8 protein-coding genes are annotated in these 13,736 nt (G+C 73.0%); 1 reads left to right on the top strand and 7 read right to left on the bottom strand.

All coding sequences use genetic code 11. The annotated features are described in order from the left end of the window. Positions 1 to 212: 212 nt before the first annotated feature. The 5 genes from ffh to ACFYST_RS32605 form a co-directional block, all read right to left on the bottom strand. Complete coding sequence (gene ffh, locus ACFYST_RS32625; protein WP_387649293.1) at positions 213 to 1,766, bottom strand: signal recognition particle protein; 1,554 nt, start codon at positions 1,764 to 1,766, stop codon at positions 213 to 215. 103 nt (positions 1,767 to 1,869) lie between these two features. Continuing rightward, complete coding sequence (locus tag ACFYST_RS32620; protein ID WP_387867692.1) at positions 1,870 to 4,245, bottom strand: [protein-PII] uridylyltransferase; 2,376 nt, start codon at positions 4,243 to 4,245, stop codon at positions 1,870 to 1,872. Further along, positions 4,242 to 4,580: a P-II family nitrogen regulator gene (locus ACFYST_RS32615; protein WP_387649291.1), complete on the bottom strand. Its 339-nt coding sequence runs from the start codon at positions 4,578 to 4,580 to the stop codon at positions 4,242 to 4,244. The genes ACFYST_RS32620 and ACFYST_RS32615 overlap by 4 nt, the downstream gene beginning before the upstream one ends. Beyond that, positions 4,577 to 5,893, bottom strand: a complete 1,317-nt coding sequence (locus ACFYST_RS32610) for an ammonium transporter (RefSeq protein WP_387649288.1) — start codon at positions 5,891 to 5,893, stop codon at positions 4,577 to 4,579. The genes ACFYST_RS32615 and ACFYST_RS32610 overlap by 4 nt, the downstream gene beginning before the upstream one ends. Positions 5,894 to 6,068: 175 nt before the next feature. Next, positions 6,069 to 7,523 carry a hypothetical protein gene (locus tag ACFYST_RS32605; RefSeq protein ID WP_387649286.1) on the bottom strand — a complete coding sequence of 485 codons (1,455 nt, stop codon included), beginning with the start codon at positions 7,521 to 7,523 and terminating at the stop codon, positions 6,069 to 6,071. Between the two features lie 432 nt (positions 7,524 to 7,955). Between ACFYST_RS32605 and ACFYST_RS32600 the strand changes: the two genes are divergently transcribed. Then, complete coding sequence (locus tag ACFYST_RS32600; RefSeq protein ID WP_387649283.1) at positions 7,956 to 8,621, top strand: bifunctional DNA primase/polymerase; 666 nt, start codon at positions 7,956 to 7,958, stop codon at positions 8,619 to 8,621. A gap of 116 nt (positions 8,622 to 8,737) precedes the next feature. Here the strand turns inward: ACFYST_RS32600 and ftsY are convergent, their stop codons facing one another. Then, positions 8,738 to 10,003: a signal recognition particle-docking protein FtsY gene (gene ftsY / locus ACFYST_RS32595; RefSeq protein ID WP_387867629.1), complete on the bottom strand. Its 1,266-nt coding sequence runs from the start codon at positions 10,001 to 10,003 to the stop codon at positions 8,738 to 8,740. 24 nt (positions 10,004 to 10,027) lie between these two features. Further along, complete coding sequence (smc, locus tag ACFYST_RS32590; RefSeq protein WP_387867628.1) at positions 10,028 to 13,609, bottom strand: chromosome segregation protein SMC; 3,582 nt, start codon at positions 13,607 to 13,609, stop codon at positions 10,028 to 10,030. Between the last annotated feature and the right edge of the window lie 127 nt (positions 13,610 to 13,736).

Raw genomic sequence — 13,736 nt, 5'->3', positions numbered from 1 at the left:
GGCAGCGGGGTGCGAAAGCAGGGGCGCGGGGAACTGCGCGCAGCGGAAGGCATCCCACCGCAAGATCGCGACGCGGGCAATGACTTGCCATTGATCGCGACCTTGCGGACCGGTGCATGGCTGGTCGCGCAGTTCCCCGCGCCCCTGTTTTTCGCACCCAACCGCTCGCGCAGGTCGCCCACGGAAATGCTCTGCCTGGGCCGGCACCCGCGTTACAGCAGGTCCTTGAACTCCTTGGGCAGCTCGAAGTCCGACGGCCCCTTGCCCGGCGGGAGGCCGAACGCGTTGCCGTCGGCCTGGCCCGGTCCGAGGGCCTTGCGCTCGGCGGCCGCCGCCTCCTCCTGGGCCCGCTTGAGCGGGTTGCCGCTCTTGCGCTTGCCCTTGGCGACGGGGGCCTTCTTGCCGGAGCGCTTGCCGCCGCCGCCCATGCCGGGGATACCGGGCATGCCCGGGATGCCCTTGCCGGAGGCCATCGCGGCCATCATCTTGCGGGCGTCGAAGAACCGCTCGACCAGGCTGGAGACCTCGCCGACCTGGACGCCGGCGCCCTTGGCGATGCGCAGGCGGCGCGAGCCGTTGATGAGCTTGGGGTCGGTGCGCTCGGCCGGGGTCATCGACTTGATGATCGCGCCGACGCGGTTGACGTCCTTGTCGTCGATGTTGTTGATCTGGTCCCGGATCTGGCCCATGCCGGGGAGCATGCCGAGCAGCTTGGAGATGGAGCCCATCTTCTGGACCTGCTCGAGCTGCGACAGGAAGTCGTCGAGCGTGAATTCCTTGCCGCCGCCCTGCAGCTTGGCGGCCATCTTCTCGGCCTCGGCCTGCGAGAAGGTCTGCTCGGCCTTCTCGATCAGCGAGAGGACGTCACCCATGCCGAGGATGCGCGAGGCCATCCGGTCGGGGTGGAAGGCGTCGAAGTCGTCGACCTTCTCGCCGTTGGAGGCGAACATGATCTGGCGGCCGGTGACGTGCGCGACGGAGAGCGCGGCACCGCCGCGGGCGTCGCCGTCGAGCTTGGAGAGCACGACGCCGGTGAAGTCGACACCTTCGAGGAAGGCCTGCGCGGTGGTGACCGCGTCCTGGCCGACCATGGCGTCGACCACGAACAGGACCTCGTCCGGGTTGACGGCGGCGCGGATGTCCGCGGCCTGCTGCATCAGTTCGGCGTCGATGCCGAGGCGGCCGGCGGTGTCGACGATCACGACGTCGTACTGCTTCTGCTTCGCGTACTCGATGGAGTCGCGGGCGACCTGCACCGGGTCGCCGACGCCGTTGCCGGGCTGCGGGCCGTAGAAGGCGACGCCGGCCCGCTCCGCCACGACACCGAGCTGGGTGACGGCGTTGGGGCGCTGGAGGTCGCAGGCGACCAGCAGCGGGGTGTGCTTCTGGGCCTTGAGCCAGTGGCCGAGCTTTCCGGCCAGGGTGGTCTTACCGGCACCCTGGAGACCGGCGAGCATGATCACCGTCGGGCCGGTCTTGGCGTACTTCAGGCGGCGGGTCTCGCCACCGAGGATGCCGATCAGCTCCTCGTTGACGATCTTGATGATCTGCTGGGCGGGGTTCAGCGCGCCGGAGACCTCGGAGCCGAGGGCGCGTTCCTTGACCTGCTTGATGAAGGCGCGGACCACGGGGAGCGCGACGTCCGCCTCCAGCAGGGCGATCCGGATCTCGCGCGCGGTGGCGTCGATGTCCGCCTCGCTGAGACGGCCCTTGCCCCGGAGGTTCTTGAACGTCGCTGCGAGGCGGTCGGAGAGAGTGTCGAACACGTCGGTCGCGGGTCCCTTGCGGCATCGAGTACGGGTACTGTCGTCGCCCCCAAGGGTAGCCGTACGCCCGGTGGACGGTCTGCGCCCCTGCGTGAACGGGCTCTCAGTGGGTCTTCAGGGCGTCCCGCACGGCCTGCGCCACCTGCTGTGCGCGCTCCGGTGCCAGCGGACGGCCGGCCTCGGTGGTCAGGTAGAACGCGTCCACGGCCTCCGCGCCCAGGGTGGACACGTGCGCGGTGCGGACCCGTGCGCCCGCGGTGTCCAGGGCCCGGCCGATGCGGTGCAGCAGGCCGGGCGCGTCGTGGGCGCGCACCTCCAGGACGGTCGCCGAACGGGACGCGGTGCCGGGGGCGACGGTGACCACCGGCGGCGGGGTGCGGATGCCGGGCCGGCGCGGGGCGGCGGCGTCGCGCTCGGCGAGTCTGCGGGCCACGTCCAGCGAGCCGTCCAGCGCGCGGCGCAGGTCGGCCCGCAGCCGGGCCGTCTCGGGGACGTCGCCGTACTCGGCGGCCACCGTCCAGCCGAGCAGCAGGACCGGGCCGGCGCCGGCCGGGTCGAGTTCGCGCAGGCCGGCCTTGCGGACGGTCAGGCGGTGCAGGGCGAGCAGGCCGGCCACGGTGCCGAGCAGGCCGGGGCGGTCGGGGACGGCGAGGGTGAGTTCGATGCCGACGGATTCGGTGCCGTCGGCGGCGAGTTCGGCGCGCAGGGCCAGCGCGGGGCCGCCGGTGCGGGCGGCCTCGACGGCGAGGCGCTCCTGTTCGGCGGTCGGGGCGTCGGTGGTGGGCGGACGCGTGCCGGCCAGCCGGGCGGCGGTGCGGGCGACCAGCTGCTCGACCAGCGAGGCGCGCCAGGCGGACCAGGCGGCGGGGCCGGTGGCGGTGGCGTCGGCCTCGGTGAGCGCGTGCAGCAGCTCCAGGTGGGTCCGGTCGCCGACGGCCCTGGCGATCAGGTCGGCGGTGGCGGGGTCGTCGGGGTCGCGGCGGGTGGCGGTGTCCACCAGCGTCAGGTGGTGGCGCACCAGCAACGCCAGGGTGTCGGTGTCCGGCCGGTCGAAGCCCATCCGGGCGGCCAGGCGGCGGACGATCGCCTCGCCGGCCGCGGAGTGGTCGCCGGGCAGGCCCTTGCCGAGGTCGTGCAGCAGGGCGGCGACCAGCAGCAGGTCGGGGCGGGTGGTGCGGCGGGTCAGCGCGGCGGCCCGTACCGCGGTCTCGATCAGGTGCCGGTCGACGGTCCAGCGGTGTACGGCGTTGCGCTGCGGGCGGCAGCGGACGCGTTCCCAGTCGGGCAGCAGCCGGACGATCAGCCCTTCGGCGTCCAGCGCCTCCCACACCGGCAGGCAGGCCTCGCCGGCGCCGAGCAGACCGACCAGGCGGTCGCGGGCCTCGGCGGGCCAGGGCACCGGCAGCGGTCCGGTCTCGGCGGCCAGCCGGCGCACCGTGGCGTGGGCGACGGGCAGCCCGGCCTGGGCGGCCGCGGCGGCGGCGCGCAGCGGCAGCACCGGGTCGGTGGCGGGCCGGGCGGTCTGCGCGAGCACCGCTTCGCCGTCCTGCTCGACCACGCCTTCGGCCAGCGGGCGGCGTTCGGCGGGCGCGGCCCGGCGGGCCGCTCGGAAGGGCCGACGACCCCGGCGGGCGAGCACCCGGTCGACTGCCCGCCAGGTGACGTCGGAGGCGTACGCGACGGTGCGGGCGGCCGCGTAGACCTGCCGCAGCAGGGTGTCGGCGTCGGGCACGCCGAGCTGTTCGGCGACCTGGTCGTGGTCCTGCAGGGCGAGCCGGTCGGTGGCGCGGCTGGTGCTCAGGTGCAGGGCGTCGCGGACGTCGGCGAGGGTGCGGGCGGCGGCGTCCAGGCCGTCGCGGGGGGCGTCGGCGAGCCAGCTGGCGGCGATCGCGTCGAGTGCGGCAAGGTCGCGCAGGCCGCCGCGGGCCTCCTTGAGGTCGGGTTCCAGCAGGAAGGACAGTTCGCCGTGGCGTTCGGCCCGGGCCCGGCCGAGGGCGCGCAGTTCGGGCAGCCGGGCGGGGGCGGTGGCGCGCCAGTCGGCGAGCACCCGGGCGCGCAGTTCGGCGGTCAGCCGCGCGTCACCGGCCAGGTGGCGGGCGTCCAGCAGGCCGAGGGCTGCCTTGAGGTCCTCGGCGGCGACCTTGCGGGCCTCGGCGGGGGTGCGGACGGCGTGGTCGAGGGCGATGCCGCTGTCCCAGACGGGGTACCAGATCCGTTCGGCGACCCCGGGGTCGAGCGGGCCGTCGTGCAGCAGCAGCACGTCCAGGTCGCTGCGCGGGGAGAGTTCGCCGCGGCCGTAGCCGCCGACCGCGACCAGGGCGGTGCCGGCGGGTGCGCCGGCCGTCCGGTGGAGGCCGGTCAGCCAGTCGTCGGCGAGCCGGGCCAGCGCGGTGCGCCGGCTGCGGGCGGGAAGTTCGGGATCCGCCAGCAGCCGGGCGCGTTCGGCGAGGTGGTCGCCGGGGTCGGTCGTCACGGTCAGAGCGCGTCGGGGCCGCGTTCGCCGGTCCGGACCCGCACCACGGTCTCCACCGGGACCGACCAGACCTTGCCGTCGCCGATCTTCCCGGTGCGGGCGGCCCGGACCACCACGTCGATCAACTGCTCGGCGTCCTCGTCCTCGACGAGTATCTCGACCCGGAGCTTGGGCACCAGGTCGACGGTGTACTCGGCGCCCCGGTAGACCTCGGTGTGGCCGCGCTGCCGGCCGTACCCGCTGGCCTCGGTGACGGTCAGCCCGTGCACCCCGAACGCCTGCAGGGCCTCCTTGACCTCGTCCAGGCGGTGCGGCTTGATGACGGCGGTGATGAGCTTCATCGGGCGTCGACCTCGGTCTTTCCGGCGGTGGTGAAGGTGGTGGCGGTGCGGGCCGAGCCGGCCCCGAGGGTGGTGAAGTCGTAGGCGGACTCGGCGTGTTCGGCCTGGTCGATGCCGGAGACCTCGACGTCCGCGGCGACCCGGAAGCCGATCGTCCGCTGGATCGCCGTGCCCAGCAGCCAGGAGAGCACGAACGAGTACGCCAGCACGGCGGCCACGCCGAGTGCCTGCTTGCCGAGTTGGCCGAACCCGCCGCCGTAGAACAGGCCGGCCGCGGACTGTCCGACGTGGCCGGTGGCGAACAGGCCGACCAGCAGCGAGCCGATCACCCCGCCGACCAGGTGGACGCCGACCACGTCGAGCGAATCGTCCAGCCCGAAGCGGTACTTGAGGCCGATCGCGGCGGCGCACACCGCACCCGCGACCAAACCGACGGCGATCGCGCCGAGCGGCGACACCGAACCGCAGGCCGGGGTGATGGCGACCAGTCCGGCCACCGCGCCGGACGCCGCGCCGAGGGTGGTGAACGCGCCGTGCCGCAGCCGCTCGTACGCCAGCCAGCCGAGCATCGCGGCGGCGGTGGCGACCTGGGTGTTCACGAACGCCATTCCGGCGACGCCGTTGGCGGCCAGCGCCGAACCCGCGTTGAAGCCGAACCAGCCGAACCACAGCAGGCCGGAGCCGAGCATCACCAGCGGCAGGCTGTGCGGGCGCATCGGGTCCTTCCGGAAGCCGATCCGCGGGCCCAGCACCAGCACCAGGGCCAGGCCCGCCGCACCGGCGTTGATGTGCACGGCGGTGCCGCCGGCGAAGTCGATCACGCCGGCCCGGTCGCCGAGCCAGCCGCCGTGGCCGCCGTCGAAGAAGAACACCCAGTGCGCGACCGGGAAGTAGACGATCGTCACCCAGAGCGCCACGAACAGGCTCCAGGACGCGAACCTGGCCCGGTCCGCGATCGCGCCGCTGATCAGCGCCGGCGTGATGACCGCGAACATCAGCTGGAACGCGGCGAACGCGGTGACCGGGATGCTGCCGGTGAGCGCGTTCAGGTCGATGCCGCGCAGCCCGACGAAGTCGAGGTTGCCGATCAGCCCGGCGCCGGCGTCCGGCCCGAAGGCCAGCGAGTACCCGTAGAGCACCCAGAGCACGCTGACGATCGAGAGCGAGATGAAGCTCATGGCGAGCATGTTGAGGGTGCTCCGGACCCTGACCATGCCCCCGTAGAAGAAGGCCAGACCCGGGGTCATCACCATGACCAGGGCCGCACTGATGAACACGAAGGCGGTGTCGCCCGCGCTGAAGCCCTCCGGCATCGGCGTCTCCTCCCAGCTGGAAGCCGCTCCGTGCCGGGACGTGTGCCTGTCCCGGAACGACGGCGATGGGAGGAGCGTGCCGAAGGCGGGTTTCCGCCGATGCGGCCCGGTGTTTCACCGCGGTGACGTGGTCGACGCGCCCGTTACGGGCGCGTGAACCGGGCGCGGCGGCCGGTCAGACGACCGAGACGAACTCCGGGATGTCCTGGACCACCCGCTCGGCGAGCCGGTCCACGCCGGGCACGCCGCGGAAGTCCCGGGTGGCGGCCTCGGAAGTCTTCCGGACCCGGGTGTTCAGCCGCTCCGAACGGACCTTGCGGGCGATGTCCACCGCCGCCTCGCAGTACTCCGCCGCGTTCTCCGGCTCGCGCTGAAGCAGTCGGACGGAGGCCATGCCGACCAGGTTGAACGCGTAGGTGCGGACGTGGTCGCCGTCCTTCCGGAACAGGTCGACCGCCTTGGTGATCATCGGCTCGGCGGCCTTGGCCATCGCGGCGCTCCGGTCCGAGGTGTACGCCAAGTCCCGGTAGGAGTGCCCGTTCTCCGCGTTGAGCTCGGCGGCCGAGAAGAAACGCAGCCAATTCGGCGTCTCGTCACCGGCGTTGATGTCGGTGAAGGTGTCCTCCGAGAGCCGGATCGCCCGGGCGCAGCGGTTGACCTCGCCGATGGTGGCGTACGCGCGGGCCTCCATCGCGTAGAGCAGCGACTGCTGGCGGGTGCTCGCGGTGTCCCGGCTGCCGTACTGGGCCAGGTGGATCAGCTCCAGCGCGTCCTCGCCGCGGTTCAGGTGGATCATCTGCCGGCACATGTCGGTCAGCACGTGCGCGCCGAACGGCCGGTCCCCGGCCTCCTTGGCGGCGTGCAGCGCCAGCACGTAGTACTTCTGCGCGCTCGGGTGCATGCCCACGTCGTAGGACATGAAGCCGGCCAGGTGGGCGAGTTCGGCGGTGAGTCGGAACAGCCGCTTGGTGGTGGCCTCCGGGTAGGTCTCCTGCAGCAGGTCGGTGACCTCGTGGAGTTGGCCCACCACGGCCTTGCGGCGCAGGCCGCCGCCGTTCTGGGCGTCCCACTTCCGGAACATCTCGGTGGTCTGCTCCAGCAGTTGCATCTCCGGCTCAGACAGCCGCCCGGAGAACTGCTCGCCGCCGTTGGCCGCCGCCAGGATCGGCGTGGGCTCGCCGTTCGGGCCCGGCGTGAGCCAGCGCTGCATCGGTTCGATCAGCGCCGCGCCGGCCGTCAGTGCAAGCGAAGTGCCGAGGAATCCACGGCGGTTGAGCATCAGGTCGCTACGGGAGTACTCGCTGATCGCCTGCACGGTCTGCTGCGGGCTCCACGGCAGGTCCACCCCGCCGCCGACGGTGGTCACCGGGATGGCGGCGCGCAGGCCGAGGTCCTCGATCGCCACCACCGAGCCGAAGCGCTCGGAGAACAGCTCGGACATGATCTTCGGGATCGGCTCGCGCGGCTGCTCGCCGTCCAGCCAGCGACGCACCCGGGAGGTGTCCGTGGAGACGTGGTGCGCACCGATCTGACGGGCCCGGCGGTTCACTTGGCGGGCCAGCTCGCCCTTCGACCAGCCACTGCGCGCGAACCAGGAGCCCAGCTTCTCGTTCGGCTGCTTCTCACCCATGGGAAGTCCCCATCCCGCCCCGGCCCGGGGCTCCCGCTCGCCTTGACGACTCGTCATTTCGCCGACCGCAGTGACCGGTCCGCTGCATTCCGTATCCAGAACGTAGCGTCCCTCCGCCATCCGAGGGAGCAACGTCGCTGAAACGCCACCCTTCGCCACCCCCACGAGTGAACTACCGGGCGTGGAGCCGCGCTTCACTATGTGTCAGCCCGGCATGACCCCGGCACATGCCCGGACCCGAAGGAGGCACGCGTGCGGCAACGACGATCCGGCATCCGAACCACCCGTACAAGGCGCTTGCTCGCCCGAGCCGCCCGAATCGGTGTGCGCCGGTCCGCGCGCGCCTCCGGCGCACCACGCATCACACGCCCACCGGGCGACGCACCGTCACAATCCCGTAACCACCGGCGACCGGAAGCTGTTGGGGGAGGTATGGACAAGCTGTTCGGCACCCTGCGACGCGCGCCCCTCGGCGCCCGCCGCCGCACCCGGCCCACCGCGCTCCAGGCCGCCACCGAGTACTCCGAGCGCTGGGGTTGGACGCTCGCCGCCGGCAGCCCGCCCGCACACACCTCGGCCCGCTGCGAATGCGCCGTCCCGCTCTGCGCCGCGCCCAACCTGCACCAGCGGGTCGGCCCGCTCATCGCCCCCGGCACCGGCGCCGCCGAACTCGCCGCGAGCTGTCCGGCGGACGCGCCGCTCCTGCTCCCCACCGGCCACCAGTTCGACGTCCTGGACGTACCGGCCCAGCCCGGCCTCCAGGCCCTGGTCCGGCTCGAACGGATGGGCACCCAGATCGGCCCCGTCCTCGCCTCCCCCACCGGCCGGCTGCTGCTCTTCGTCGCCCCGCGCACCGCCGAGCGCCTGCCCGACCTGCTCTACCGCATGGGCTGGGACGACGCCTCCCTCGACCTCGCCTGCCACGGCCTCGGCTCCTACCTGGCCGCCCCACCGGTCGCCCTCGGCCCGCTCGGCCCCATGCGATGGCTGCGCCGCCCCACCGCGGACAACCCCCCGCCGGAGGCCCGCCTGCTGCTGGGCACCCTGGCGTACGCGTGCCACCGCACCCGCGATCGGGAAACCTCGCTGGCGGGTTGAACACACAGCAAGGTCCGTCCCAGGAGAGAACGTCCCTCCTCGAACGGACCTTGCTGCCGGGTGCCTCGCGCCTGGCGCAGTCCCCCGCGCCCCCGTTTTCGCACCCACCCGGGCGGCTAGCCCAGGAGCGCGTCCACGAATGCGCCAGGCTCGAACGGCGCGAGGTCGTCCGCGCCTTCGCCGAGACCGATGAGCTTGACGGGCACGCCGAGTTCGCGCTGCACCGAGATCACGATGCCGCCCTTCGCGGTGCCGTCCAGCTTGGTGAGGACGATGCCGGTGATGTCCACGACCTCGGCGAACACCCGGGCCTGCACCAGGCCGTTCTGGCCGGTGGTGGCGTCGAGCACCAGCAGGACCTCGTCCACCGGCCCGTGCTTCTCGACGACCCGCTTGACCTTGCCGAGCTCGTCCATCAGGCCGGTCTTGGTGTGCAGGCGGCCGGCGGTGTCGACCAGGACGGTGTCGACGCCGTCGGTGATGCCCTGCTTGACCGCGTCGAACGCGACGGAGGCGGGGTCGCCGCCCTCGGGGCCGCGGACGGTGTGCGCGCCGACCCGTTCGCCCCAGGTCTGGAGCTGGTCGGCGGCGGCGGCACGGAAGGTGTCGGCGGCGCCGAGCACGACCTTGCGGCCGTCGGCGACCAGGACGCGGGCGAGCTTGCCGGTGGTGGTGGTCTTGCCGACGCCGTTGACGCCGACCACCAGGACCACGGCGGGGCCGCCGTCGGTCTTGACGGAGTGGACGGTGCGGTCCAGCTCGGGGTTGATCAGCTTGATCAGCTCGTCGCGGAGCAGTCCGCGCAGCTCGTCGGGGGTGCGGGTGCCGAGCACCTTGACCCGGGTGCGCAGGTTGTCGACGAGTTCCTGGGTGGCGCCGACGCCGACGTCCGCGGTGAGGAGGGTCTCCTCGATCTCCTCCCAGGTGTCCTCGTCGAGGCGGTCACGGGAGAGCAGGGTGAGCAGGCCCTTACCGAGCGTGGACTGCGAGCGGGAGAGCCGCGAGCGCAGGCGCACCAGGCGTCCGGCGGTGGGTTCGGGGACCTCGATCGCGGGGGCGGCCTCCGCCTCCTCGATCCGCACCTCCTCGGCGGGCTTCTCGACCGCCGGTTCCTCGACCGCGGGCTTCTCCGCCGCCGGTTCCTCGACCGCCGGCTTCTCCGCCGCGGGCTTCGCTACCGCGGGCTTCTCGACGGTCGGCGGCGCGGCGGTCTCGGCCGGCTTGGTGGGCGCGCTCTTGGTGTCCGCAGTGGGCGGCGCGGTGATCGTGGGGGTCTGGCTCGGCTTGTCGAGCTCTTTGCGTCGTTTGCCGGAAACGACGAGTCCGGTGATCGCGCCGATGGCGACCACCGCGATGACAACGGCAAGGATCACGTATTCCATAACCCGTCCAGTATCACTTAGCGCCTATGCCGGCCCGGGTTGTGCGGGCTCCAGCCTTTTCGTCCTGTGCTGTGGCGGTCTCTCCGGCATCCGCAGGCGCTGGCTGATCACCTGGGAGATGCCGTCGCCCTTCATGGTCACGCCGTACAGGGCGTCGGCGGATTCCATGGTGAGTTTCTGGTGGGTGATCACGATCAGTTGGGAGCTTTCCCGCAGTTCTTCCATGATCGCGATCAGTCGGCGCAGATTGGTTTCGTCGAGCGCGGCCTCGACCTCGTCCATGACGTAGAACGGGCTGGGCCGGGCCTTGAAGATCGACACCAGCAGTGCCACGGCGGTCAGCGAGCGTTCGCCGCCGGAGAGCAGGGAGAGCCGCTTGACCTTCTTGCCGGGCGGGCGGGCCTCGACCTCGACACCGGTGGTGAGCATGTTCTCGGGGTCGGTGAGGACGAGCCGGCCCTCGCCGCCGGGGAACAGCCGGGCGAAGACGCCTTCGAACTGGGCGGCAGTGTCGTGGTAGGCGGCGGTGAACAGCTGCTCGACCCGGGCGTCGACGTCGCGGACGATGTCGAGCAGGTCACGGCGGCTCTTGCGCAGGTCGTCCAGCTGTTCGCCGAGGAACTGGTGGCGGGCCTCCAGGGCGGCGAACTCCTCCAGCGCGAGCGGGTTGACCTTGCCGAGCTGCTGGTAGGCGCGTTCGGCGGCCTTGAGCCGCTTCTCGACCTCGGCCCGGACGTACGGGCGCTCCTCGCCGACGCTCTCGCCGTCCTCGGCGGGCGGCGCGGGGACGGGCAGGTCGGGGCCGTAGCCGGTGAGCAGTTCGGCGGCCTCGATGCCGAACTCTTCCAGCGCCTTGGCCTCCAGCTGCTCGATCCGCAGCCGCTTCTCGGCTCGCAGCACCTCGTCGCGGTGGCCGGCGTCGACCAACCGGTCGAGTTCGGCCTGGAGTTCGCGGCCGTGTTCGCGGAACTGGCGCAGTTCGCTCTCGCGGGCGGCCCGGTCGGCCTCGACGGCGGCGCGTTCGGTCTCGGCGGCGGCGAGGGTCTCCTCGATCCGGCCGAGCAGGTGGCGGGCGGCGGTGGCGACGGCTCCGGCGACGGCGGATTCCCGCCGGGCGCGGGCGCGGCGTTCGGCGGCGCGGGCCCGGGTTTCGCGTTCGGCGCGGGCGGCGCGGTCCAACTGGTCGGCGCGGCCGGCCAGTCCGCGGACCCGTTCTTCGTGGGTGCGGACGGCGAGCCGGGATTCCAGCTCCGTCTGCCGGGCGGCGGTACCGGCGGCAGCCAGCCGGTCACGTTCGGCGCTGTCGGGTTCGTCCTCGCCGCTGTCGGCCAACTCTTCGGCGGTGGCGAGGCGTTCGGCGAGTTCTTCGGCGGCGGCGCGGGCTTCGGCGAGGCCGCTCTCGGCCTTGGCGGCGGCGGTGGTGGCGCGTTCGGCCTCGCCGGCGGCGGCGCGCGCGGCGCCGCCCGATCGCCCGAGTGCTCCGGCGAGTTCGGCGCGCTGCTTCTCGCCCTGCCGACGCAGTGCGGCCAACTGTTCGACTTCGGTGCCGAGTTCGCGGTGGCGTTCCTGCGCCTCGGCCAGTCGGTGGGTCAACTCTTCGCAGCGGGCATCGAGTTCTTCGATGCCGCGGGCAGCCTCGGCGACGGCGGCCTGGGTCTCCAGCGGGCTGGGCGCGCCGGCCGAGCCGCCGTGCGCGAGGGTGGCGGAGAGCAGGTCGCCGTCCCGGGTGACGGCCGTCCAATTCGGCTGCCGGTCGATCAACTGCTGTGCGGCGTCCAGGCTTTCGACGACGGCGGTGCGGCGCAGCAGGTTTCGGGCGGCGGCGGCCATCGGTCCGTCGACCAACTCCCCTGCCGGGCGGGCACCTTCGGGCAGCTGGTCGTCAACGTCCGTGCCATCGGCGGCGATCAGCAGTGCGGCCCGGCCGCCGTCCTCGGCCCGGAGCCGGGTGAGCGCGGCGGCGGCGGTGGCCACGTCCTCGACGGCGACGGCGTCCGCGGCGGCGCCCAGTCCGGCGGCGACGGCGAGTTCGAACCCGGGCTCGACATGCAGCAGTTCGGCGGCGGTGCCGAGTACGCCGGGGCGGCCGAGCAGGGTGGCGCTGCCGTCCTTGCGGCGCAGGGCGAGGGCGAGTGTGTCGTGCCGGGCGGTGAGCGCGGCGCGTTCCTTCTCGGCGGCGGCGAGTGCCTCGCGGGCGGCGCCGGCGGCGCGTTCGGCGTCGGCCAGCGCGGCGCGGGCCCGGTCGTGGCGGCTGTCGGTCTCCTCGTCCCCGGCCGCGTCCTGCTCGCCGCGTTCCCGGAGTTCCTCGTACTCGGACTGGGCGGCCTCGGCGCGCAGTTGGGCTTCGTCGCGGGCGACGGCAAGCCGTTCGATCTCGGCCTCGGCGGCGGTGACGCGGGAGCGGGCGGCGGCGGCCTGGCCCTGCAGCCGGGCCAGGCCCTCGCGCCGGTCGGCGATCGCCCGGGCGGCCGCCTTGAGCCGCAACTCCTCGGCGGCAAGGGCGCGTTCGAGTTCGGCGCGTTCCTCGACGGTTTCGGCGAGCGCGTACTGGGCCTGTTCCAGGGCTTCTTCGAGGGCGGCTTCCTCCTCGCGGACCCGGGCGGCCTCCCGTTCCAGGTCCTCTGGGTCGCGGCCGCGCCGTTCCTCCAACTGCCCTGCGGTGGCGGCGGACCGGGCCCTGGCTTCGGCGAGTCCGATGGTGCCGCGGGTGCGTTCGGCGAGCGCGGAGAGCCGGTACCAGGTCTGCCGGGCGGCTTCCAGCGCGGGCCCGAGCTGTTCGACCTGCGCCTGCAGGACGGCTTCGCGCTGGACGGCGGCGGCGAGTTGCTGTTCGACGGTGGTGCGGCGCAGTTTCAGCGCCAACTCGTCGGCGATCTCGGCCTCGACGGCCTGCCGCAGGGTGAGTACGTCGTCGGCGAGCAGCCGCAGCCGGGCGTCGCGCAGTTCGGCCTGGATGCCGGCGGCCCGCCGGGCGATCTTCGCCTGCCGCCCCAACGGGCCGAGCTGGCGGCGCAGTTCGGCGACCAGGTCCTGAACGCGGTTCAGGTTGGCCTGCATCGAGTCGATCTTCCGCAGCGCCTTTTCCTTGCGCTTGCGGTGCTTGAGGACGCCGGCCGCCTCCTCGATGAAGGCGCGTCGCCCCATCGGGTCGGCGTGCAGCACGGAGTCGAGCTGGCCCTGGCCGACGATGACGTGCATCTCGCGGCCGATGCCGGAGTCGGAGAGCAGTTCCTGGATGTCGAGGAGCCGGCAGCCGGTGCCGTTGAGCGCGTACTCGCTGCCGCCGTTGCGGAACATCGTCCGGGTGATGGTGACTTCGGTGTAGTCGATGGGCAGCGCGCCGTCGGTGTTGTCGATGGTGAGGCTGACTTCGGCGCGGCCGAGCGGGGGGCGCCCGCTGGTACCGGCGAAGATCACGTCCTCCATCTTGCCCCCGCGCAGCGACTTGGCGCCCTGTTCGCCCATCACCCAGGACAGCGCGTCGACGACGTTGGACTTGCCGGAGCCGTTGGGGCCGACCACGCAGGTGATGCCGGGTTCGAAGCGCAGGGTGGTCGCCGACGCGAAGGACTTGAACCCACGCAGGGTCAGGCTCTTCAGGTGCACCCGCCCGCCCTCCTCGCCCTGCCGCGATCCCGCTGTCCGGCTCCGCTGGCGACTGTATCCGGCCGGGCCGCCGACCTGCCCCCAGGTGGCGGTTTGGCCACGCCGCAGGCTGGGCACGTTAGGGCAC

The sequence above is a fragment of the Kitasatospora sp. NPDC004614 genome (genome assembly GCF_042873675.1).
Classification (GTDB): domain Bacteria; phylum Actinomycetota; class Actinomycetes; order Streptomycetales; family Streptomycetaceae; genus Kitasatospora.
Note: the sequence above shows the minus strand (reverse complement) of the source record. Positions and strands in the feature narration are given on the sequence as shown.

Bases quoted from the DNA above. Each gene is read 5' to 3' on its own strand.
- ACFYST_RS32615 (WP_387649291.1), bottom strand. From the start codon at position 4,580: ATGAAGCTCATCACCGCCGTCATCAAGCCGCACCGCCTGGACGAGGTC.
- ACFYST_RS32610 (WP_387649288.1), bottom strand. From the start codon at position 5,893: ATGCCGGAGGGCTTCAGCGCGGGCGACACCGCCTTCGTGTTCATCAGT.
- ACFYST_RS32605 (WP_387649286.1), bottom strand. From the start codon at position 7,523: ATGGGTGAGAAGCAGCCGAACGAGAAGCTGGGCTCCTGGTTCGCGCGC.
- ACFYST_RS32600 (WP_387649283.1), top strand. From the start codon at position 7,956: ATGGACAAGCTGTTCGGCACCCTGCGACGCGCGCCCCTCGGCGCCCGC.
- ftsY (WP_387867629.1), bottom strand. From the start codon at position 10,003: ATGGAATACGTGATCCTTGCCGTTGTCATCGCGGTGGTCGCCATCGGC.